We start from the raw sequence: 21,859 nt of genomic DNA, 5'->3' as shown, positions 1-21,859 counted from the left end.
TGTCGATAATGAGAGGGTATGCTCATACCTTCACCTCAACCTGTTTCAGGAGGCCAGCGATATGCATCTGCTGGCGGTTAAGCGTAATCTTTTCACGCGGGTTCGATACCGACGTCAGCTGCCACTCGTTATCGTTGAGCTTTTTGGCGGTGTACTGCTTGCCGTTGTGGGTGACTGTCATCTCACACCACCTTGAATAAGAACCAGCCCATACCGCACACAATCAGGCCCACAATGGTTATTGCGGAAGACATGCGTAGATGGTCAATGGCTAGTTTTGAAAGTGGCTGACGATGTTCTTTTTTCGTCAGCGAGTTTATTGCTATGCCGAGCAGAAACGTCCCGACAAACCATAATGCGTATATCTTTAAGCCCAACTCCAAATCACTCATAAATCCTCTTGGCCTTATCGCGGCGAACGGAACGGTTAATACAAGACTTCAACGCATTTATTCAGTGTTTCAATGGGCGGTGTATGGCCGCCGGTTGTCATAACGAAACAGGCTCTTTGAACCCGTTTGGGTATGGCCAATAAAAAACCCGCCGGAGCGGGTTAGTTGATAGATGCGCCCTTGAGTACAAGGCGTTCTGAAATTTGATCAGCAAGGCCTGATGCCCGCTCAGGGCCACCAGAGTCCTCATCTTTAAACTCTGCTGGGTCGATTTCCTGCAATGCCTGAAAGATGATTTCGCTAATCTCATTAGCCTTATCTTTTTCAATATCACTTGTTAATAAACTGCTTTTCATCGCCTTACCCTCTGTCGTTAATCCATGGCGACACTGAAAGGTGAGGTCAAAGCCTTCATCGTTCAGTCCCTTGCCTGCTTCGATACTCCATCCCAGGTGGTTGAGCTGGTCAAAAAAGAATTTGGCCTGAACATCACTCGTCAGCAGGTCGAATCACACGACCCGACGAAAGCAAACGGCAGGGGGCTGGCGCAGAAATGGGTTGAGCTATTTCACGAAACCCGTAAGCGCTTTCACCCGAAAAGTCCTGCGCTCAGGACCTTCCAGCACCATCATGAGCGAACTAATGGAGCGATTAGTTATGAATTCGAAACCAGCACCAAGCGCGGATTTTTTACGTGAATGCTTTTCTTACAATCCAGATACTGGCGAGTTGTTTTGGAATGCAAGGCCAATCAGTCACTTTAAATCAGAGAACGCATGTTCAGCATGGAATGGGCGATATGCAAATAAGCCTTGTGGGTGCATTAGGCCAGATGGATATGTAAAAATCTCCGTTAACAAAGTGAGCTATTTGGCTCATAGAGTTATATGGAAGATGATTACCGGTACTGATAGCGAATTCACCGACCATATTAATGGCATTAAAAGTGATAACAGATTGGCAAACCTCCGTGATGTAACCATGACTGAAAACAATAGAAACATGGTTGGAGGATTGGGATCTGGGAATAACTTTATCGGCGTGTATTGGCATCAACAGCGAAGCAAATGGATGGCTAGAATTCGCTGCGAGGACTCAGAGCGGTATATTGGAATTTACGATGATTTAAAAATTGCCGTCCTTGCCTATAACGCCGAATGTGAAAGAGTTCATGGCGAATACGGCAAGCGCAAGATAGAGCATAATTTGAATAAGCTCCGAGAAATGGGGCTCTAATGAATACCAACGAGGTCGCTCAGGCGGCCTTTTTTATTGTCCAAAATCCACCAATGAGGACCCAGCATGAAACGCAACCGCGTTAACGTGCTGACCGTCGTCAACTCCGCTTCAAACATCACCACTGAAACCATCGACGGCAAGCCACATATCGTGGTTCGCGGCATCACGCCTGTCGTGGACGATATCGTGATGAACCGGAAGTTGTAACACAGTTGTCAGCGGAACGTATTCCGGCGGCCAGATTGCGATGAAAATCGTGAAGCAGGCAGAGTTCGATTACTTCATGGGCCTTGTTCTGCCGCATGCGGTTACCTTCACAATCAACGTGACGTACAGCACCGCGTCCGGTAGCGTTACTACCGATGCGACATTCTCCGGCTCGCTGATCTCCGCCGTTGAAACGAACGACGGTGCCGTGGTTAACCCGGTACGCTGGTACACGTTTACGATGAACCAGCTCGAAGGCCCGCAGGACATCCCGGCGAATGCCACGATTAACACAACGAAGTTCATCCTGAACGATAACGAGGCGCTGGTGGTCGGCCCGTTCTTCTCCCCGGTCGAGTCAACGCAATTGTGGCTGCATACCCAGTCCAGCCTGGGCGGGAAGAAAGAGACGAACTGGAAGGTTGTCATCTGGAAAATTGACGATGACTACAACCAGGTCCCGGGAACGCAGCAGACGTTTACATACCGGCAGACGACACCTCACCAGTCGACGAGTGAAGTGTTCTATCGCACTGACAAAATCACGCCGACCGGCGGGTTCGGGAAATACGCGGTCAGCTTCCAGCGCACGGATAACTCCGGCGACGCTTCCCTGCTGAAGGTCGAAGAGATCCAGAGCATCAACATCCGTACGAACGTCGTTCACCCGACAGACACGCTGGTGCGCGTAAAAGTCCGGGCGACAGAGAATGCCCTGGGCAGCCGTGAGCGCAAATATAACGCGCTGGTGACCCGCCACACCATCACATACGACCTGGACACGCAGACGGTGGATTACACGCTGCGTCCGTCGCGCTCGTTCGCTGATGCGGTGGCGCACACCTGGCTGGTTATGGGCGAGCAGCCGGTAAGCAGCATTGACCTTTACGGACTGTATTCAATTGCCGAAAGTCTTCCTGATGAGCGCCTGGGTTACTTCGACTACACGTTTGACGACGAAAACGACTCGCTGGGCGACCGCGTGCAGGCGATCTGCAATGCGGCGTCGGTTGTGGCGTACTGGGATGACGGCGTGCTGACGTTTACCCGTGACCAGAAAGTGGATTACCCGGCTGCAGTATTCAACCGGGCCAACATGAAGACGGACGAGTACAAAATAACGTACGAGGCCACGCTGCCAGGCGGTTATGACGGCGTGCAGGTGTCATACGTCCACCCGACAACAAACAACAAGACGTACATCAACTACCGCGTGGTGAACGGCGCTATCGTCGAGCAGGAAGCTGAGAACCCGAACAAGCTGGAGATCGTCGGCTTCCGTAATGAGTATCAGGCCCGGGAGCGAGCTCTGCGCGAAACCAAGCGCCTGATCTACTCCAGGGTGAAGATGAATGCCAAAGTGTTCGAAGACGGCATTATCCAGGTTGGCAGCGTCATTCAGATGCCGGACATCTACGACAGCAACCAGCAGCAGGGTTACATAACAGGCCGCACCGGGAATGACTTTGATACCAGCGAACCGATCACCTTTTCCGGGGATATGTTTGTCTTGGTAACCGACAGTCTTGGCAATCCCACTCTGCGTTATCCAGCCACCGCCCGTAGCGACACGAAGTACGGCTTCACCGCGGCTATCCCCAACATTCAGCTCAACATATGGAACGGAGACACTGTGCAGCTCCCGTCGCGCTATCTCATTGCGACAGTGGAGGAGCTGGACAGTCAGCTATGGACGGTCAACAGCATCAAACCGAACACAGATAACACGGTATCTCTGACCGTCGCGGAATACAGCGACGCCATCTACCAATAAGAACCGTCCCCGACCAACCTAACCCGGCCACCGCGCCGGGTTTTTTTATGGAATCAATATGGCTACGCAACCTACCAATTTGCCTGTCCCAAGTGAATCCCCTCGCGATCTGAAGTTTAACGCGGGAAAAATTGACGAGTTCGTTACCTCATTGGTTAACACCTATGTTGACCGGTTTGGTAACGAGCATTACACCATCGAGGGGCTGCGCTGGCTGGCTCAACAGGCTATTGCTCAGTATGGATGGATCCTCATTGACTCCTTCCAGGACGGCGCTAATATCACCCTGCCAAACCAGGCGCTACGTGACGAAGATACCGGCGAATATTATCGTTGGGACGGCGCGCTGCCGAAGCATGTGGATGCCGGCTCTACGCCATCATCTTCCGGCGGGGTTGGCGTAGGCGCGTGGGTAGGTATTGGTGATGCGAGCCTGCGAGCAATGCTAGCTACATCTGCGGGCGCGGGAATGATCGGCGCGCTGGACTCAGATGGAAATGCAACGACTGTTCAGAATGCAATCGGCCATTATCGCGCCTATACCGTTAAAGAGCGACTTGATGAAGAGATAAGTATTGCATCAATCCCAGGGGTTGACTCCACCGGCACAGAAGACTCAACAGCAGCACTTCAAAACTTTTTTGATTCTCTAAGTGATGGGAGTGAGGTATACGTGCCAGCTGGAACGTACAAAATTAGCGGACTTATCATATCAAATAATTCATTAAAAATACGTGGGGCATATAGATACGCCTACGGACAAAGTACGACTAAATTAAAAGCTAGCGCTCCAAATATCACCTTAATGAAATTTACCGGAAATGGATGCAGGGTAGAAGGCTTACTTTTTGAAGGCTATGAAGCGGCAGTTGCCAATGAGTTTGGTAAAGGCACAACTTGCAAAGGGGTAAATTTTGAGCCTTCTACAGGTACGCTTGCAGATATTGATTCATTTGTAGATGATTGTATTTTCTGGTATTTGCAAACAGGAGCAGAAGGTCATGGCAGAAATTTAACTGTCACAAATACAATGTTTACGTTCTGCCGTTTCGGAGTTGATCTTTATGGCGTGCCAAATCAACAATTTCGCGGTCATATCATTAATCATAATCGCTTTCATTCTTGTGGAGGTGTCGAAGCATCTTCTGAACCAACACTTCTTAACTCTGTATGCATTAGATTAACAACTACCAATACCAATAATGTTGATAATTATGCGGGAAACGTATCCATTATGAATAATGTTGTTGATGGTGGCAGTTATCAATTTTTCAAAGGACCATTTCACCGCGGCAGCATTATGAGTGCTAACAGTATGTTCCGTATCGGTGGCTCAGGTGCAATTGTTATAGACATAGATAACACCTCAACAGCTGGCAACACTAGCTCTGACGGTGTAATTATTTCAGACAACAGTTTGGGTGGATTTGACCTTCCTGTTTATCAGAATGGGATACAATACTGTCCTGATATGGGCATCCGATTAACACAGGTACGAGGCGCTATCCTTTCTGAAAACCTTATTAACAAGGCATGGAAAGATGGGATCAAGTTGGTTAGCAGTTCTGAAGTAATTATCACGGGTGTAGTCAAGGATCCTAGTTCAATTGCAAACCAATCGACATCTACCCTCTACAGTTCAGTTGATATCGACGCTAATTGCGCAAACGTGATTATTCCTCATCTGATGACGCGAACAACCGTTTTTAACGGAAATCAGCTGGCTGCCCATGTCAAAACCGCCTGCGCGTCAACAGTTATTGGAGCCCTGTACGGAAGCGCAAGTTATACCCCATCTGGCCCAGTGATTGAAACAGGTAGTGGATATGCTATTGGTGATGTCTCTGCCGTATCATCTAAAACAAAGATAACAGCGATAACCGGTCTTATTAGCAACTCAAACTACCCAGCAGGTAACTACAAGCCTGGCGATGTTTGTAAGTATCTGAACCCAGCCACAACAGGATATAAAGAGGCTGTTTGTACAGTTGGGGGTAATGGATCTGCGGCGACATGGAAGAACTCAGGTGCGCTAGTATAAAAAAAAAAGGGGGAGGTATCTCCCCCATATTTTTAGCATTTGTGGTAATGGTATTTTTGATTCGTATAACTTTCGATGGTAATTATCCCTGATACGTTATAAACGCTACACGCTTCAGAATAATCAATAGAGTTGACGAGTCTTGAGTCATTGCTATAGTTTGCAAATCCGTAAGCTCTTTCATTTCCAATAACTCCGTGTATTATCTGAATGCCCGTGGCAGCGTAAATGTTCATTGTATAAAAATTATTCCTTCTTTTGTCATTGCTCTTTACGAATTCATTTTGTACTACGTTCTTAGGTATAAAAATAGCAAGGCTCGAGTTTTCTAAATCATTATCATTCTTTACGTGTTCAATAAAATATTTAAGGTTTGATAGATTCCCGTTGGAAATCTCACCCGCCTCTTTGATTTTTTCGTTTTTTATGTATTTCACCTTATTTTCTATTCTCTTGAATGACATCTCAGAGAACGAGAGTAAGGGTTGATATACAAAAAAAGAAAAAAATGAGAGCGACATCAGAGAAAAGGCAAACCAAAGATTGCTTGACTCCTTTCGTAGTGCCTGCGGTACACATGATAATGATATGATGAAAATCAGTATGGCAGTTGCATATACTCCTTGGAAGAAATAAAACTTATCACTCCAGCTAAATGACTTCATCATGATAGATAAGGCGCATATAAGCAGAAATGAAACGCCTATGCCAAATAACACTCTCAGAGTAGCCTTGTTTCTATTAACGCATGACAAAACGCCAAAAAGTAGAATTAAAATAGGAATGGCAGACGCATATCTTATGCCAGAGGAATAGATTAAATTGTATAACCCGGAAAAGTTCAGGGAATCGATGGAAATTGCAGAATCTATACCGTATGAATAATTTATAAACTTTTGGTAGGCAAGAATGAATACAAACAAAGATGCTGCACACAAATACATGCGCGCCTTGCAATAGTCCCTAAAAAATGAAATTGAGAACACTATCATTATGTAAGCTAACCCGGTGGATATTTTACCAAGGCATAGCAGGACTGATAATGCGGATGCTAGTATATATTCCTTAACGGATGGTGATTCGCTTCGGAAAACAAATCTAAATGTAAACATGGCTGTAATTATTAATAATGTGCTTGGCATCCATAGCGCGTGAGATGCAACCGAATGCCACGACGAAATTATCAAAGGAGATGAAATTAAAAACAACGCACATTGTCTGAATTTACCTGTTGATAAGCTTTGACATAACGCAAGGCACAAGCAGACAAATATTGATGCTTTTGTTAGACTTGTCAAACCGTAGCTATTATATGGATCAAGCCCTGACACAGTCAGCAAGGCTGCATCAAAATAATGAGTGAGGACATGGTAAGTAGTCAGTCTATGCCCATCAAGGCCAACACTTGGAAATCCAAAACTTATTATGCTTTGTATGATTGAGATATTAAAGGATGTATCTTGATGCCATTTATTGTGTGAGTCAACATCAAATATTGGAGAAAAGCTATAATATTGCGATAGGTATGAATCATACATGCTTAGAGAGACAAAAAAGCATAAAACACCTAAAGCAACAGGCAATATTAAATCACTTGGCTTGCCTACCGTTTCTAAGTCATTTTTATTGAGGAATGCATACAATACACAAATTGAAGAGAATGCAATTATGTTATAAATCAAGATTCCTTTGGTTGGCAATGCAAAAACTACAACCTCAAATATCGTTGTTGCCAAAAAGCATGACAAAATAGACAGTGCCTGCATTGAAGGTAGGTATTTATAATTAGCAAATGACATCATTCCTTTCTCCATGATGTTTCTTCAATAAAGTATTTAGGTCTTCCTTTACTCTCCATATATATCTTTCCTATATACTCCCCAATAACACCAAGGCAAAGCATTTGAACACCGCCAATAAAAAGAACTGCCAAAATAACAGAAGCCCACCCGCTTACAGTGCGACCCATAAAATACTGAGCAAACGTATAAATTATCCCAAGAGATGATAATATGGATATTACAAATCCCATAGCGGTAACTATGCGAAGCGGTGTAACAGAAAAAGACGTAATACCTTCAAGTGCTAACGCAAGCATCTTTCTGAGTGGGTATTTAGATTCACCGGCTGCACGCTCACTCCTGGAGTAATACACCTTTTCACTAGGGAAACCAATGAGAGGGATTAGCCCTCTGATATAAAGATTTTGCTCTCTATATTGCAATAAGGCATCTAGCGCACGTTTGCTCAAAAGTCTAAAATCAGCATGATTTTCCACCTGGCTAACGCCAAGATTTGTCATGATTTTATAGAAAGTTTCAGCGGTGAATTTTTTGAAAAAACTATCCGAAGCCCTGTCATTGCGAACACCATAAACTATGTCATGTCCAGACAGGTAAGAATCAACCATCTTCTCGATAATGGATGTGTCATCTTGCAGATCAGCATCAATACTTACTGTTATATCAGAGGTAATGCAAGAAGACAGGCCTGCCATCAATGCCGTTTGATGCCCCTTATTGCGAGATAGTTTCACCCCTTTTACTAGAGAATTAGTATTAGACTCTTCTTTTATAAGGTTCCATGTTAAATCATTGCTTCCATCATCAACGAAAACAATATGGCTGGTTTTATCAATTTTACCTTTATCCATCATACTGACTAATACTGATGATAGCTCTTTTAGGCATAAGCTAAATACATCTTGCTCATTATAGCAAGGCACAACTATTGAAAGAACTGGAGCTTTCATTATTTCATAACCCATGATTTATTAATAATAAAGCCAGAGACTGTGTAGAAAAACATCCCTGTCAACTGAACAAAATATACGTTCTCAGCACCAGAAAGCATGGCGATATTCATAGTAAATAAATTTATAGCATAACAAACGCCACAGCATGTTAAAAATTTCAGAAGCTTTGTTGCTGAAGGCTTGGATGAAAACGTAAATACCGTATTTAGTATAAAACTGAACAATACACCTACTACATAACCAGCAAAATTGGAGAAGTAAAGACCGACACCAGCGGCAGTAAGCGTGATGATAACGACTGCGGTCACCGCAGTGTTCATTCCCCCCACAAGACAGTAACGCAACGCTTGGTTACGGTAAATGGAAGCAAGATTGATACTCATGAGCCGCTCATCTTTAACATTATAAAAATCAGTCAATTCGGAAAGGTCTGAAGTTTAGCACCACATCGAAACTTGATCGACCCTCATATTTAACGATACTGTATATGTATACAGCTATTTTGTGAGGTAATCATGCCGCGCACAGCAGACATAAAGACCGCCTTTATTGCGGCAATACAGCTAAACCCAAAGGGGTACCAGTACCTTCGGACCGAGAGCTTCATCGAGAAGCTGCGTGAGTACAACTGGCACTTTACCCGGTCAGATGCCAATGCATGGATAAAACGTTACCAGCAAGACTTTGTGGATAAGACAACAGACCACAGCGATAACCGATACTGGATCCTGCGTAACATGGGGAGGGTGCAATAATGGGCTTTCCTTCACCGGCGTCAGATTACGTTGAGCAACAGCTCTCACCTGTTGTGCTGTGTAACATTGGAGCGGATAGCAGAGTGCTTGAGACAGATATTGGCTTTGCGGTTATCGAGCCGTGCGTGAAAACCTGCGAAGGGGATGTCCTCCTGATTCTTAGCGATGGGCGCACGCAGTTTGCCAAGCTGATGGGCAAGGCGCTCATTACAGATGATGGCGAGGCAATAGAAGGTGCTGCGCTTGCAGATGTGGAGGTGTTAGGAGTGGCGACGTTCTTCATCAACCGAGTAAGGGAAGATGACTGTCCGGTGGTGTAATGGGGCATGGATGGGACACAAAACAGCACTAGATCTAAGGTGAACTTAGACGACTGATGTTTTCGACGACTATAACCATCTGTTATTTGGTGCGCTCTTGGACGTTCTTTGTCGATTATGAAAAATGTATGCTCATGTGATGGGCATGCAGGTTTAAGCCCTTTATCTTCGCTGGCAGCCGCAGCGCTTTAATGCCACAATATTTTTTTCTTCGAAAGCAGGAAAGATGATGAAAAAAATAGCAATTGCTGGCGCGCTGCTGGCACTGACCGGGTGCGTACAGGTCGATAACTATCAGGATGTGATCAAGCATCCTGTCCCGGCGCATCTGGCGGGATACTGGCAGTCAAAAGGACCGCAGAGTAGCCTGGTCAGTCCTGAAGCGATTGCCACGCTGGTGGTGACCGAAGAGGGCGATACGCTGGACTGCCGCCAGTGGCAGCGCGTGATTGCCGTGCCGGGTAAAATCATGCTGCGTTCAGACAGCTACTACAACGTTACCCGCAAGCTGGATATCTATCCGCTGGAGCGCGATGGCGCGACGCTTGAGTATGACGGGATGGAGCTGCAGAAGGTTGACCGCCCAACGGTGGAATGTACTGATTACCTGAGCAAAAACCCGCTGGAGAGTAAACTACCGTAGCCGTTTGTTGCCGGGTGGCGCTGACGCTTACCCGGCCTACGGGACGGTACTTTTGTAGGCCGGGTCAGGCGAAGTCGCCACCCGGCATTGTTTCTACAGCGCATCCTCTATTACCCAAACGCTGACACTCCCTCCATTACAGGTAAAGGTGCCTTCGCCATCTGCCGCGGTGGTGACCGTTTCTTCGCGATTGCCGAGGAAATCACGCCACGTTTTGTCGCCGTAATTTTCCCCAAGGCAAATCACTTTCTCGCCGTCGTCGCCGTTCGACATCACTACCACACAGCCGGGATCGTCTTCCGTACCGCTGCGGCTGAAGGCGATGCAGTTAGGATGGTCAAAAAACAGGGTCTGCACGCCGTGGGCAAAACGCTGCCGGGCGAGGATCAGTTCATGAAGCTGCTCAATGACCGGCATGTCGATGTGGTAGGTCTCGCCATCTCCACCCGTATCGTCATAGCTCGCCCCGAAGAGATCCGGATAAAACACGCTCGGCACGCCGTTTTCCCGCAGCAGGATCAACGCATACGCCAGCGGTTTAAACCAGGCTTCTACCGGTGCTTCCAGCGCCTGCAAAGGTTGGGTGTCGTGGTTAGCGACGAGAGTGACCGCATGGAACGGATCCGCCTCCACCAGCGTACCGGTGAAGATCTGGCTCATGTCATAATCCCGTCCCTGACGAGACGCTTCGTGGAATTTCATCTGCAGGGGAGCATCAAAGAGCATGGTTTTACCGTCGACCTGGTCAATATAGGCCTGCAGCTTATCCACCTCATGGGACCAGTATTCCGCCACAATAAACAGCGGCTGGTCAGCGACATCCTGGACGTGCTCAATCCACTCTTTATAAAACCAGGCGGGAATATGCTTGACGGCATCCAGACGAAAACCGTTGCAGCCCGTCTGTTCCATGACCCAGCGGGCCCAGTATTTGATCTCTTCGGTGACCGCGTGATTGCGAAAATCAATGTTCTCGCCCATCAGATAATCGAAGTTACCCATCTCATCATCAACCTGATCGTTCCAGCCTTCGCCGGTGTAGTCGTTGACGATTTTAAAGATGCCGTCTTCATCCGGGTTTTCAATATGGTCCACGCCGCTGAAGCATTTGTAATCCCAGACGAATTGGGAATATTGCCCGGCACGGACAGGGAAGGTGTAGCGGGTCCAGGCTTCACACTCAATGATCTCATCATCAATTTGCGTGCGGTCCTGCTCGTTCACGCGCTGAACGCGGACAGGTTCTTTCTCGTCTGCCCCCATCTTGTGGTTCACCACGACGTCCAGCAGCACGGCGATTTCATTGCTTTTCAGCGCCTCAATGGCCTCCAGCAGCTGCGCTTTGTCACCGTATTTCGTGGCAATACTGCCTTTCTGGTCAAATTCGCCGAGATCGAACAGATCGTATGAGTCATAGCCAACCGAATACCCGCCGGACGCACCTTTATACGCGGGGGGAAGCCAGATCATATTGATGCCGATTTCATTAAGATTAGGGGCCAACGCCGTGACTTCGCGCCACAATTCACCGCCTGCAGGGTAATACCAGTGAAAACATTGTAAAAGTGTTGGGTTGCGCATGCACCATCTCCATGAGGTCGCGAGACTCAAGTATGGCGCAGGTTTGGCAGAAATGCTGGCGTACGAAACGGTTAATGCTCGTACGCCAGTAAAATGGCTAACTGATATCGCTATTACTTTGCGGAACCAGGACATGGCCGCCTTGATTACCGTAGGTGGAGAGAACGGTTTTCTGGATGGAGGATTGCCCAACCAGTTTCGCCAGCTCATCCATTCTGGCTTGCAGCAATGTTTTTACCTGGCCTTCGTTGTCCAGGATCACCCGCAGCGTCGGGCGAAGCTGCTCCTGAATCTGCATCGAAGGTTCACTTTCCTGAGTGAGACGAGCCAGTGAGTGCACCGCATTAACATAGTCGGTTTCACAGATGATCAGATCATCCCATAGCCCCTGCCGGGCCAGTCGCAACATCAACTGGCTCTGCTCAAGGAGTTGCTGATAAAGGGTATAGAGCTGCGGTGCATTACTCATTAGACGGCGTCCTGCATCAGTTGTGGGGTACCGGCAACCTCCTTCCACCCGTCAGCGATATTGCGCAGCAATGTTTCCACCTCTTCGATGGCGCTGGCGTCGTTATTCACATTGGCGTGCAGGAGGCGACGAACCATATAGGCATAAAGGGCGATCAGGTTTTGTGTGAGCTCATCACCATTACTTTCCACCAGGCCGACCTTCAGACCGTTCTCGATAATGTTGATCGCTTTCGAAATCGCGAGTCCCTTTGCCGGGATATTGCCGTCTTGCAGGAACAGACGCGCGCGAACCAGCGCGCTGAGGGCTCCATCAAATAGCATGATAACCAGCTGTTGCTGGCTGGCGCTCATTACCGCGCTTTCAACCTCTATTTTTGCGTAGGCTTGTGTACCTTTTGCGCCGTACATGTTATCCCCCTCGGGTCTGATTAGCGTTTACTACTTGTTGCTGGACGTATTTTCAAACTGCTGCGTCAGGTAGCTACTGGTGTTGTTCAATGAGGTCATCAGTACGTCCAGCTGGGTAAACTGAGCTTTATACTGTGCCACACGAGCATCAATACGATCGCTGACTGAGTTGTATTGATCCGTCAGCTTGTTCAGCGTTTTGCTGACCCCATCTTTTGCCGCCTGGATAATCCCTTTGCTGGAGAGCCAGTCAGTCAGATTGGTGGCCATGGTGGTGGTGATACCGGTGGCTTTACCGTCGCCCACAACCAGATCTTTTACGGCGGTCGGGTTATCAGTTAGCGCTTTTTTCAGCTTCGTGCTGTCCAGCTCCAGTTTGCCTGAGCTTGGGTCTGAGGTAATGCCCAGTGACGACAGCGTCTTATAGGTGGTGCCGCCTACGGTGTTGCTCAGCATGGTTTTCAGCTGGGTCTGGATCGTACGCAGCGTGCTGTCACCGAGCAGGGCACCGTTGCTGGCATCCTGTGCATCTGTACCTGCATCCACCGCCGTATATTTGGTTAATGTTGCAAAGCTGTCCTGAAGGGTGTTGTAGGCATCCACCCAGGCTTTCATTGCCGTTTCCGCTTTCGACGTATCTTTGGTGATCGTCAGCGTCTGGTTGCCGGTGGTGACATCGTTCAGGTTCAGGGTGATATCTTCCAGCGCATCGCTGATGGTGTTGCTGCTGTTTTCGATATCTACGTTGTTCACCTTCAGCTTCGCGTTCTGCGCGGTGACGCTTTCCGTCATCCCGTTGCTGGCGTCGGTGCTGGTGCCGTTATAACCCATAAAGGATTGCAGAGCGCTGTCGCCGCTCACGCTGATGCTGACCGCGTTGTCCGCCCCGGTTTCGGTAGAGGTGATGGACAGACGATACTGACCATTACCGACGTTAATAATACTGGCGGTCACGCCAGCGTCAGCTTTGTTAATCGCATCGCGAATGCCGGTCAGCGAGGAGTTGGCGGCGCTGATATCTACCGTCACCGGTTTTTTACCGTTGCCTGCGGTAAAGGTAATTTTGCTATCTGTCGTGGCGATAGCGGTTTTAGTATCCGCCTGGGTATTTTTGGTGGTCAGCGTTTGCGCCTGCGCCAGCTGCGACACGCTAACGGTGTATTTCCCCGCAATCGCGCTGCCGGAGGTGGTGGCGCTGAATGCCGTGGTGCTGCTCGCCGTGCTGGTGGCCGTAAACAAGTCGGCTTTATTCAGCGCGGTGTTGGCGGTCTGAAACGCTTCCAGTGAACTCTTCAACGTGCCGTAAGCGCTAAGCTTGGCGGTATAAGATGACTGTTGTTTGGAAATCGGTGTCAGCTGCTCTTTTTCGGCCTTGGTCAGACTATCCAGAATGTCTGCTAACTGAAGACCCGAACCAATCCCCAATGATGAAATACTTGCCATATTTATTCCTTAATCTATCGACACGTAGAACGAATAGTGGGGTTATCGGCCTTAATGGGGGAAAGTTTACGGTTAATTTCTTTTTTTTAATGGCGGGAATAACGGTAATAGAGAAGAGTATTTCCGTGGCTAAAAAAATTATCGAGATCCTGAAAAAAAATCTAAAGGTTGTTTTGGACCAGACGATAACACCTTTGACGGCGATGAAGCCGAAGGGTGGAAACCCAAATCTAACCAAACAGATTTGATGAACAACAGGAATCGAAATCATGGCACAAGTCATTAATACCAACAGCCTCTCGCTGATCACTCAGAACAACATCAACAAGAACCAGTCTGCTCTGTCTTCTTCTATCGAGCGTCTGTCTTCTGGTCTGCGTATCAACAGCGCTAAAGATGATGCTGCGGGCCAGGCTATCGCTAACCGCTTCACGTCTAACATCAAAGGTCTGACTCAGGCTGCACGTAACGCTAACGACGGTATCTCTCTGGCGCAGACCACTGAAGGCGCGCTGTCTGAAATCAACAACAACCTGCAGCGTGTTCGTGAACTGACCGTTCAGGCGACCACCGGCACTAACTCCGATTCTGACCTGTCTTCAATCCAGGACGAAATCAAATCCCGTCTGTCTGAAATCGACCGCGTATCGGGTCAGACTCAGTTCAACGGCGTGAACGTACTGGCTAAAAACGGTTCTATGGCGATTCAGGTTGGTGCAAACGATGGCCAGACTATCAACATTGACCTACAGAAGATTGACTCTTCTACTCTGGGTCTGAGTGGCTTCTCTGTATCTGGTCAGTCTCTGAAAGTTAGTGATTCTATTTCTCAAATCACTGGCGCTGCCGGCACTGCTCCTGTTGATGTTACTTTCACAGCTGTTGCTAGTGACCTGTCCACTGCACTGGGTAAAACTGTTGATGCATCAAGTCTGACACTGCACAACACCCAGAAAGGTGATGGTACAGCGACTGGTCAGTTCGTTGTTCAGTACGGTAATGATTTCTATTCAGCATCTGTAGACCATACTAGTGGTGCGGTTACCCTAAACAAAGCAGATGTTGAATACACTGATACAGATAATGGTCTGACAACTGCTGCAACTCAGGCAAACCAACTGATTAAAGTTGCTGCTGATTCTAATGGTGACGCTGCTGGTTATGTTACCTTCCAAGGTAAAAACTACGGTACAACAGTTGCTACCGCTCTGGATGATAACAATGCAGTTGCTGGTTCTGCGAACAAAGTTGTTGTTGAGCTTTCTACTGCAACTCCAACACCTGAATTCAAAGGTGCATCGACTGCAGATCCACTGGCTCTGCTGGACAAAGCTATCGCGTCTGTTGATAAATTCCGTTCTTCTCTGGGTGCGGTACAGAACCGTCTGAGCTCTGCGGTAACCAACATGAACAACACCACCACCAACCTGTCTGAAGCGCAGTCCCGTATTCAGGACGCCGACTATGCGACCGAAGTGTCAAATATGTCTAAAGCGCAGATCGTTCAGCAGGCCGGTAACTCCGTGCTGTCCAAAGCTAACCAGGTTCCTCAGCAGGTTCTGTCTCTGCTGCAGGGCTAATAGCCTGATAATGCTCAAACCCCGCTTCGGCGGGGTTTTTTATTTAGCGCTATTCGCATAACCCCCCAAATAACCCCTCATTTCACCCACTATTCACCCAATTGAAACCCCTGCAGAATCGGATAATCATGCCGATAACTCAATTAACGCAGGGCTGTTTATCGTGAATTCACTCTATACCGCTGAAGGTGTAATGGATAAACACTCGCTGTGGCAGCGTTATGTCCCGCTGGTGCGTCACGAAGCATTGCGCCTCCAGGTGCGCTTGCCGGCGAGCGTGGAACTTGACGATCTGCTACAGGCGGGCGGTATCGGGTTATTGAATGCAGTTGACCGATACGACGCTCTGCAAGGAACGGCATTTACGACTTACGCAGTTCAGCGTATTCGTGGTGCGATGCTGGACGAACTGCGCAGCCGTGACTGGGTGCCGCGCAGTGTTCGCCGCAACGCCCGCGAAGTGGCGCATGCGATGGGGCAGCTGGAACAGGAACTGGGACGCAACGCAACGGAAACCGAAGTGGCGGAACGTCTTGGCATTGCTGTTGAAGAGTATCGTCAGATGTTGCTCGATACCAATAATAGCCAACTCTTCTCTTATGACGAGTGGCGCGAAGAGCATGGCGATAGCATCGAGCTGGTGACGGATGAACACCAGCAGGAAAACCCGTTACACCATTTAATGGAAGGGAATTTACGCCAGCGCGTAATGGAAGCGATTGAAGCGCTGCCTGAACGCGAACAGCTGGTGTTGACCCTTTATTACCAGGAAGAGCTTAATCTCAAAGAGATTGGCGCTGTTCTGGAGGTGGGGGAGTCTCGGGTGAGCCAGCTGCACAGCCAGGCCATCAAGCGCTTACGAACCAAGCTGGGTAAGTTATAGGTGATTTTTTCACCCGAAAAATGCCGCACAACGTATTGACAACCAGGAGTTATCATGACGGTGCAGCAATCAAAAAGACGGCCTTTAAGCCGCTACCTGAAAGACTTTAAACACAGCCAGACGCATTGCGCCCACTGTAAGAAACTACTCGATCGTATCACGCTGGTTCGCCGTGGCGAGATCGTGAATAAAATCGCGATCTCTCGCCTCGACACGTTGATGGACGAAGCGGCGTGGCTCGAAGAGCAGAAAGAGTGGGTGGCGCTTTGCCGTTTCTGTGGCGATCTCCATTGCAAAGAGCAAAGCGACTTCTTCGACATTATCGGCTTCAAACAATTCCTGTTTGAACAAACGGAGATGAGCCACGGCACCGTGCGCGAATATGTGGTTCGCCTGCGCCGCCTTGGACAGCATCTGACCGTTAACAACATCTCTCGCGATCTGCTAAAAACCGGTTATCTGGATGAGAATCTGGAGCCGTGGCTGCCTGCCACCAGCACCAACAACTACCGTATTGCGCTGCGCAAGTATGCGCAATATAAGGTACAAATGCCGGGTGCGATGAAGCAGAAAGGCCACGCCGGAACAACTTCTGATATATATTAAAAAAGAATAAGATGTAGCGCAGTCGCCTTTGACGTCGCAGGCGATTTCTCTACACTACGTAAAAATTCTACGCTATCGGGGTATTTATGAAATTAGCACTTCTGGGTCGTCAGGCGTTGATGGGCGTTATGGCCGTGGCGCTGGTTGCGGGTATGAGCGTGAAAACGTTCGCTGCAGAAAATCTGCTGAACAAAGTAAAAGAGCGCGGAACGCTGCTGGTTGGGCTGGAAGGAACCTATCCTCCGTTCAGCTTCCAGGGCGACGACGGCAAACTGACCGGTTTTGAAGTGGAATTTGCCGAAGAACTGGCAAAACACCTCGGCGTGAAAGCCTCCCTGAAACCGACCAAATGGGACGGTATGCTGGCATCGCTGGATTCCAAACGCATTGACGTGGTGATTAACCAGGTGACCATTTCTGACGAGCGTAAGAAGAAGTATGACTTCTCCACGCCGTACACCGTGTCCGGTATTCAGGCGCTGGTGAAGAAAGGTAACGAAGGCACCATCAAAACCGCGGCCGACCTGAAAGGTAAAAAAGTGGGTGTCGGTCTGGGCACTAACTACGAAGAGTGGCTGCGTCAGAACGTTCAGGGCGTGGACATCCGTACCTATGATGATGACCCGACGAAATACCAGGATCTGCGCGTAGGTCGTATTGACGCCATTCTGGTTGACCGCCTGGCCGCGCTGGATCTGGTGAAGAAAACCAACAACACTCTGGCGGTTGCCGGTGATGCGTTCTCTCGTCAGGAATCCGGTGTTGCGGTCCGTAAAGGTAACGAAGACCTGGTGAAAGCGATCGACGCTGCGATTGCTGATATGCAAAAAGACGGCAGCCTGAAGGCGCTCTCCGAGAAGTGGTTCGGCGCAGACGTCACCAAATAAGTCTTTGACGTGAAAAAAAAGGCGCTTTTAAAAGCGCCTTTTTTATTTCTTACGCGTCTGCGTGCATAATGAAAAATATCACATTTTGTCTGAGTTACCGGAGAACCCATGTCACTACAGAATTTAACGCGCTTTCCCCGCCTGGAGTTTATCGGCGCGCCGACTCCGCTGGAGTATCTGCCGCGATTTTCTGATTACGTAGGACGCGATATTTTCATTAAGCGCGATGACGTGACGCCGATGGCGATGGGGGGCAACAAGCTGCGTAAGCTGGAGTTTCTGGCCGCGGATGCACTGCGTGAAGGGGCGGACACGCTCATCACCGCCGGGGCAATCCAGTCCAACCACGTTCGTCAGACGGCGGCTGTCGCGGCGAAGCTTGGTCTCCATTGCGTGGCACTGCTGGAAAACCCGATTGGCACGCGGGCAGAAAATTATCTCACCAACGGTAATCGTCTGCTGCTGGATCTTTTTAATGTGCAGGTGGAGATGGTCGATGCGTTGACCGACCCGACTGCGCAGCTCGACGAACTGGCTACGCGCCTCGAAGCGCAGGGTTTCCGTCCTTATGTTATCCCTGTCGGCGGTTCGAATGCGTTGGGCGCGCTGGGTTATGTGGAAAGTGCGCTGGAGATCGCGCAGCAGTGTGAGGGGGCGGTGAGCCTCTCCTCCGTGGTTGTCGCGTCTGGCAGTGCGGGCACGCACGCCGGGCTGGCGGTGGGGCTGGAGCAGCTGATGCCCGAGGTGGAACTGATAGGCGTGACGGTGTCCCGCAGCGTTGCGGATCAGAAGCCCAAAGTGGTCACGTTACAGCAGGCGGTGGCAGAGCAGCTGGCGCTTAAGGCAAAAGCCGATATTCTGCTCTGGGATGACTATTTTGCGCCGGGCTACGGCACGCCTAATGAAGAGGGGATGGAGGCGGTTAAACTGCTGGCGCGCCTTGAGGGTATACTGCTTGATCCGGTTTATACGGGTAAAGCGATGGCCGGGCTTATAGATGGCATTACGCAGAAACGCTTTAAGGATGAAGGGCCGATTTTATTTGTGCACACCGGCGGGGCGCCCGCGCTGTTTGCTTATCATCCTCATGTCTAAAAATCAGGTCGAAAAATAATAATGCAAGAAAGTATACAACTGGTTATTGATTCCCTGCCGTATCTGCTGAAAGGTGCGGTATTTACGCTCCAGCTGAGTATTGGCGGGATGTTCTTCGGCCTCGTGCTGGGCTTCGTGCTGGCCTTAATGCGTATGTCGCCCATTCTGCCGGTACGCTGGCTGGCGCGCTTCTATATCTCCGTGTTTCGCGGTACGCCACTCATTGCTCAGCTCTTTATGATCTACTACGGTCTACCGCAATTCGGTATCGAGCTGGATCCGATCCCGGCGGCGATGATTGGCCTGTCGCTCAATACGGCGGCCTATACCTCTGAAACCCTGCGCGCGGCAATCTCGTCCATTGATAAAGGTCAGTGGGAAGCGGCGGCCAGTATCGGGATGACGCCGTGGCAAACATTGCGTCGCGCTATTTTGCCGCAGGCTGCGCGTGTGGCGCTTCCGCCGCTGAGCAACAGCTTCATTAGCCTGGTCAAAGATACCTCTCTGGCCGCAACGATTCAGGTGCCTGAACTGTTCCGTCAAGCGCAGCTTATTACCTCGCGCACCCTTGAAGTCTTCACCATGTATCTGGCTGCCTCGCTGATTTACTGGGTGATGGCAACGGTGTTGTCTGCCCTGCAAAACTATTTTGAAAACCAGCTTAACCGCCAGGAGCGTGATCCAAAATGAGTGCTATCGACGTTAAAAACCTGGTGAAAAAATTCCATGGTCAAACGGTGCTCCACGGGATCGATCTGGAAGTGGAGCAGGGCGAAGTGGTGGCGATTATCGGGCCGAGCGGGTCGGGAAAAACGACGCTGCTGCGCAGTATTAATCTGCTTGAACAGCCGGAAGGGGGCACCATCCGGGTCGGGGAGATTACGATTGATACCGGTAAATCCATTAGCCAGCAGAAAGGATTAATTCGCCGTCTGCGTCAGCATGTGGGCTTTGTGTTCCAGAACTTCAATCTTTTTCCGCACCGCACGGTACTGGAAAACATTATTGAAGGGCCGGTCATCGTAAAAGGTGAGCCAAAAGAGGACGCGACGGCGCGTGCCCGCGAGCTGCTCGCTAAAGTTGGGCTGGCAGGTAAAGAGACCAGCTATCCGCGCCGCCTGTCAGGAGGCCAGCAGCAGCGCGTGGCGATAGCGCGTGCGCTGGCGATGCGCCCTGACGTGATCCTGTTTGATGAACCGACCTCGGCGCTCGACCCCGAGCTGGTGGGCGAAGTGCTGAACACCATTCGCCAGCTGGCGCAGGAGAAGCGCACGATGGTCATCGTGACCCATGAAATGAGCTTTGCTCGTGACGTGGCGGACAGGGCCATTTTCATGGACCAGGGGCGGATTGTGGAGCAGGGGCCGGCGAAAAGTTTATTTGCGGATCCTCAACAGCCGCGAACCCGCCAGTTCCTTGAAAAATTCCTCATGCAGTAGCATTTTTGTCCTTATTTGCTCCGGAAATCTTTTCTGGAGCAAATTATTCTCCCTGTTGCCCCGGGCGTCTGCTTTTTTATTCCACCCGACGCAGATAAGCCTTATCAATAGTAAAGTTAATTGTGCTATTGCCGATATTTTGTGGTTAGAAATAAGTTTTATGTGTTAGGTTATATTCACCGTAATAATGATTATCTTTTCAGAGGCTTCTTTTAGTAAGTATGAAGGATTCAGACTTTTTCACCTGGCGACGGGATTGCTTCCTCCGGTTTCAGGAATTGACCTGTGCCGACGAGGTATATCAGGAACTTCAGCGACAAACGCAGGCGCTTGAATTCGATTATTACGCGCTCTGCGTGCGCCATCCCGTGCCATTTACGCGACCCAAGGTCTCGCTGCAAACCACTTATCCAAAGCAGTGGATGGCGCAATATCAATCCGCGAACTATTTCGCGATTGATCCGGTTTTAAAGCCGGAGAATTTCATTCAGGGTCATCTTCCCTGGACGGACGCATTATTCGCGGATGCGCAGGAGTTATGGCATAACGCACAGGATCACGGTTTACGCACGGGAATAACGCAGTGTCTGATGCTGCCTAATCACGCGCTCGGTTTCCTCTCGGTTTCCCGTACGAGTGTGCAGGATGTGCCGTACAGGCAGGAAGAAATAGAACTACGGTTGCAAATGCTGGTGCAAATGGCATTAACCACGCTGTTGCGTTTTGAAGATGGGATGGTGATGCCGCCAGAGATGAAATTCAGCAAGCGTGAGCGGGAAATTCTGAAATGGACTGCGGAAGGGAAGACGTCAGCGGAAATAGCGATCATTCTCTCCATTTCAGAGAATACGGTTAACTTCCATCAGAAGAATATGCAGAAAAAAATCAATGCACCCAACAAAACCCAGATTGCTTGTTACGCGGCGGCAACGGGACTGATCTGATTAGAGAGTACGTTCTGCGTGACAGACGAGCGGACGGCTGAATGCAGTGCATCCAGCCGTTTTTTGTTACTGGCGGTACGCTTGTTTAATTTGCTTAACGGTGTTTGCAAATACAGCCGATTCCGCCTGGTCTTCCATCTGCGCGATTTGCTTTTCCATTTTAATGATCACACGACCAGCATCAGCCTGGCCCATCGCCTGCAGCATCAGCGTCAGCAGTGTTTTCAGGCAGTTTACTTCCTGTGCCAGTTCCTGGTTATTCTCCGCAGTGGCAAATTCAGGTGTGCTCATTTATTTTCCTCATTATTAAACGGCGCTAAAGCGCGACGACGAAAGTCAAGGCGGCGGAGTATACCACAAGCTGTAGCAAAAAATGCAGCGGTTGTTTTTCGTACT

At 49.3% G+C, this 21,859-nt stretch carries 25 protein-coding genes and 3 pseudogenes; 16 read left to right on the top strand and 12 right to left on the bottom strand.

Translation table 11 applies throughout. The features are described 5' to 3' along the window. Positions 1 to 22: 22 nt before the first annotated feature. The 3 genes from ACOTXR_RS22400 to ACOTXR_RS22390 all read right to left on the bottom strand — a co-directional run bounded on the left by ACOTXR_RS22400 (position 23) and on the right by ACOTXR_RS22390 (position 748). A complete protein-coding gene (locus ACOTXR_RS22400) occupies positions 23 to 181 on the bottom strand; it encodes a hypothetical protein (RefSeq protein WP_179239895.1) in 159 nt (52 codons plus the stop codon). A 1-nt stretch (position 182) separates the two neighbouring features. After that, positions 183 to 392: a hypothetical protein gene (locus tag ACOTXR_RS22395; RefSeq protein ID WP_058683364.1), complete on the bottom strand. Its 210-nt coding sequence runs from the start codon at positions 390 to 392 to the stop codon at positions 183 to 185. 161 nt (positions 393 to 553) lie between these two features. Further along, positions 554 to 748: a hypothetical protein gene (locus tag ACOTXR_RS22390; RefSeq protein ID WP_047723658.1), complete on the bottom strand. Its 195-nt coding sequence runs from the start codon at positions 746 to 748 to the stop codon at positions 554 to 556. A 24-nt stretch (positions 749 to 772) separates the two neighbouring features. Between ACOTXR_RS22390 and ACOTXR_RS22385 the strand changes: the two are divergent. The 5 genes and pseudogenes from ACOTXR_RS22385 to ACOTXR_RS22365 form a co-directional block, all read left to right on the top strand. Beyond that, positions 773 to 982, top strand: a pseudogene (locus ACOTXR_RS22385) (DUF2280 domain-containing protein); the annotation flags it as partial. Between the two features lie 67 nt (positions 983 to 1,049). Then, positions 1,050 to 1,628, top strand: coding sequence for an HNH endonuclease (locus tag ACOTXR_RS22380; protein WP_222834581.1), 579 nt, complete (start codon positions 1,050 to 1,052; stop codon positions 1,626 to 1,628). Between the two features lie 66 nt (positions 1,629 to 1,694). Beyond that, a pseudogene (locus ACOTXR_RS22375) lies at positions 1,695 to 1,835 on the top strand (DUF2213 domain-containing protein); the annotation flags it as partial. Positions 1,836 to 1,887: 52 nt separating this feature from the next. Next, a complete protein-coding gene (locus ACOTXR_RS22370; protein WP_410023178.1) occupies positions 1,888 to 3,612 on the top strand; it encodes a host specificity factor TipJ family phage tail protein in 1,725 nt (574 codons plus the stop codon). A 58-nt stretch (positions 3,613 to 3,670) separates the two neighbouring features. Continuing rightward, positions 3,671 to 5,653 (top strand): glycosyl hydrolase family 28-related protein, encoded by a 1,983-nt coding sequence (locus ACOTXR_RS22365; protein WP_410023155.1) that lies wholly within the window; start codon positions 3,671 to 3,673, stop codon positions 5,651 to 5,653. 32 nt (positions 5,654 to 5,685) lie between these two features. Here ACOTXR_RS22365 and ACOTXR_RS22360 read toward each other — a convergent pair whose 3' ends face one another. From ACOTXR_RS22360 to ACOTXR_RS22350, 3 genes are read right to left on the bottom strand one after another with little or no spacing between them, the layout of a single operon-like run. Beyond that, a complete protein-coding gene (locus tag ACOTXR_RS22360; protein WP_257410883.1) occupies positions 5,686 to 7,455 on the bottom strand; it encodes a hypothetical protein in 1,770 nt (589 codons plus the stop codon). After that, the gene (locus tag ACOTXR_RS22355; RefSeq protein WP_222834577.1) at positions 7,452 to 8,405 is read right to left on the bottom strand and encodes a glycosyltransferase family 2 protein; all 954 of its coding nucleotides are present in this window, start codon (positions 8,403 to 8,405) and stop codon (positions 7,452 to 7,454) included. The genes ACOTXR_RS22360 and ACOTXR_RS22355 overlap by 4 nt, the downstream gene beginning before the upstream one ends. Next, positions 8,405 to 8,791, bottom strand: a complete 387-nt coding sequence (locus ACOTXR_RS22350) for a GtrA family protein (protein ID WP_200923618.1) — start codon at positions 8,789 to 8,791, stop codon at positions 8,405 to 8,407. Before ACOTXR_RS22350 ends, ACOTXR_RS22355 begins: the two co-directional genes overlap by 1 nt. Positions 8,792 to 8,923: 132 nt before the next feature. Between ACOTXR_RS22350 and ACOTXR_RS22345 the strand changes: the two genes are divergently transcribed. The 3 genes from ACOTXR_RS22345 (at position 8,924) to yedD (ending at position 10,126) form a co-directional block, all read left to right on the top strand. Next, the gene (locus ACOTXR_RS22345) at positions 8,924 to 9,163 is read left to right on the top strand and encodes a hypothetical protein (RefSeq protein WP_013096002.1); all 240 of its coding nucleotides are present in this window, start codon (positions 8,924 to 8,926) and stop codon (positions 9,161 to 9,163) included. Then, positions 9,163 to 9,483: a hypothetical protein gene (locus tag ACOTXR_RS22340; protein WP_200923617.1), complete on the top strand. Its 321-nt coding sequence runs from the start codon at positions 9,163 to 9,165 to the stop codon at positions 9,481 to 9,483. The genes ACOTXR_RS22345 and ACOTXR_RS22340 overlap by 1 nt, the downstream gene beginning before the upstream one ends. A 229-nt stretch (positions 9,484 to 9,712) precedes the next feature. Further along, complete coding sequence (yedD, locus tag ACOTXR_RS22335; protein ID WP_014884390.1) at positions 9,713 to 10,126, top strand: lipoprotein YedD; 414 nt, start codon at positions 9,713 to 9,715, stop codon at positions 10,124 to 10,126. A 93-nt stretch (positions 10,127 to 10,219) separates the two neighbouring features. Here yedD and amyA read toward each other — a convergent pair whose 3' ends face one another. From amyA to fliD, 4 genes are all read right to left on the bottom strand, one after another. Continuing rightward, a complete protein-coding gene (amyA, locus tag ACOTXR_RS22330; protein ID WP_058691014.1) occupies positions 10,220 to 11,707 on the bottom strand; it encodes an alpha-amylase in 1,488 nt (495 codons plus the stop codon). A gap of 97 nt (positions 11,708 to 11,804) precedes the next feature. Then, positions 11,805 to 12,176, bottom strand: a complete 372-nt coding sequence (gene fliT / locus ACOTXR_RS22325; RefSeq protein WP_014884388.1) for a flagella biosynthesis regulatory protein FliT — start codon at positions 12,174 to 12,176, stop codon at positions 11,805 to 11,807. Continuing rightward, the gene (fliS, locus tag ACOTXR_RS22320; RefSeq protein ID WP_014884387.1) at positions 12,176 to 12,586 is read right to left on the bottom strand and encodes a flagellar export chaperone FliS; all 411 of its coding nucleotides are present in this window, start codon (positions 12,584 to 12,586) and stop codon (positions 12,176 to 12,178) included. Before fliS ends, fliT begins: the two co-directional genes overlap by 1 nt. A gap of 30 nt (positions 12,587 to 12,616) precedes the next feature. Continuing rightward, a complete protein-coding gene (gene fliD, locus ACOTXR_RS22315; RefSeq protein ID WP_014884386.1) occupies positions 12,617 to 14,029 on the bottom strand; it encodes a flagellar filament capping protein FliD in 1,413 nt (470 codons plus the stop codon). 269 nt (positions 14,030 to 14,298) lie between these two features. Here fliD and ACOTXR_RS22310 point away from each other — a divergent pair, with 269 nt between their 5' ends. From ACOTXR_RS22310 to sdiA, 8 genes are all read left to right on the top strand, one after another. Next, complete coding sequence (locus ACOTXR_RS22310; protein WP_222834574.1) at positions 14,299 to 15,609, top strand: FliC/FljB family flagellin; 1,311 nt, start codon at positions 14,299 to 14,301, stop codon at positions 15,607 to 15,609. A gap of 163 nt (positions 15,610 to 15,772) precedes the next feature. Next, entirely contained in the window at positions 15,773 to 16,492 is a 720-nt protein-coding gene (locus tag ACOTXR_RS22305) for an RNA polymerase sigma factor FliA (protein ID WP_014170714.1), read from the top strand. Positions 16,493 to 16,546: 54 nt separating this feature from the next. Then, the gene (gene fliZ, locus ACOTXR_RS22300; protein WP_014884383.1) at positions 16,547 to 17,098 is read left to right on the top strand and encodes a flagella biosynthesis regulatory protein FliZ; all 552 of its coding nucleotides are present in this window, start codon (positions 16,547 to 16,549) and stop codon (positions 17,096 to 17,098) included. 86 nt (positions 17,099 to 17,184) lie between these two features. Further along, complete coding sequence (gene tcyJ, locus ACOTXR_RS22295) at positions 17,185 to 17,985, top strand: cystine ABC transporter substrate-binding protein (RefSeq protein ID WP_014884382.1); 801 nt, start codon at positions 17,185 to 17,187, stop codon at positions 17,983 to 17,985. Positions 17,986 to 18,093: 108 nt separating this feature from the next. Then, positions 18,094 to 19,080: a D-cysteine desulfhydrase gene (gene dcyD, locus ACOTXR_RS22290; RefSeq protein ID WP_023330807.1), complete on the top strand. Its 987-nt coding sequence runs from the start codon at positions 18,094 to 18,096 to the stop codon at positions 19,078 to 19,080. A 21-nt stretch (positions 19,081 to 19,101) separates the two neighbouring features. Continuing rightward, positions 19,102 to 19,770: a cystine ABC transporter permease gene (gene tcyL, locus ACOTXR_RS22285; protein ID WP_014884380.1), complete on the top strand. Its 669-nt coding sequence runs from the start codon at positions 19,102 to 19,104 to the stop codon at positions 19,768 to 19,770. Beyond that, positions 19,767 to 20,519 (top strand): L-cystine ABC transporter ATP-binding protein TcyN, encoded by a 753-nt coding sequence (gene tcyN, locus ACOTXR_RS22280; RefSeq protein WP_014884379.1) that lies wholly within the window; start codon positions 19,767 to 19,769, stop codon positions 20,517 to 20,519. The genes tcyL and tcyN overlap by 4 nt, the downstream gene beginning before the upstream one ends. A 221-nt stretch (positions 20,520 to 20,740) precedes the next feature. Next, on the top strand, positions 20,741 to 21,463 hold the full coding sequence (gene sdiA, locus ACOTXR_RS22275) for a transcriptional regulator SdiA (protein ID WP_222834573.1): 723 nt from the start codon (positions 20,741 to 20,743) through the stop codon (positions 21,461 to 21,463). A 66-nt stretch (positions 21,464 to 21,529) separates the two neighbouring features. On the opposite strand, the gene ACOTXR_RS22270 is transcribed toward sdiA, so the two are convergent. Both ACOTXR_RS22270 and ACOTXR_RS22265 read right to left on the bottom strand, forming a co-directional pair. Then, entirely contained in the window at positions 21,530 to 21,754 is a 225-nt protein-coding gene (locus ACOTXR_RS22270) for a DUF2594 family protein (protein WP_058691011.1), read from the bottom strand. 25 nt (positions 21,755 to 21,779) lie between these two features. Beyond that, positions 21,780 to 21,848 (bottom strand): annotated as a pseudogene (locus ACOTXR_RS22265) (hypothetical protein); the annotation flags it as partial. Positions 21,849 to 21,859 lie beyond the last annotated feature (11 nt).

The organism is Enterobacter cloacae complex sp. IR53030, assembly GCF_049238365.1.
In the GTDB taxonomy this organism is placed as follows: Bacteria; Pseudomonadota; Gammaproteobacteria; order Enterobacterales; family Enterobacteriaceae; genus Enterobacter; species Enterobacter kobei.
Note: the sequence above shows the minus strand (reverse complement) of the source record. Positions and strands in the feature narration are given on the sequence as shown.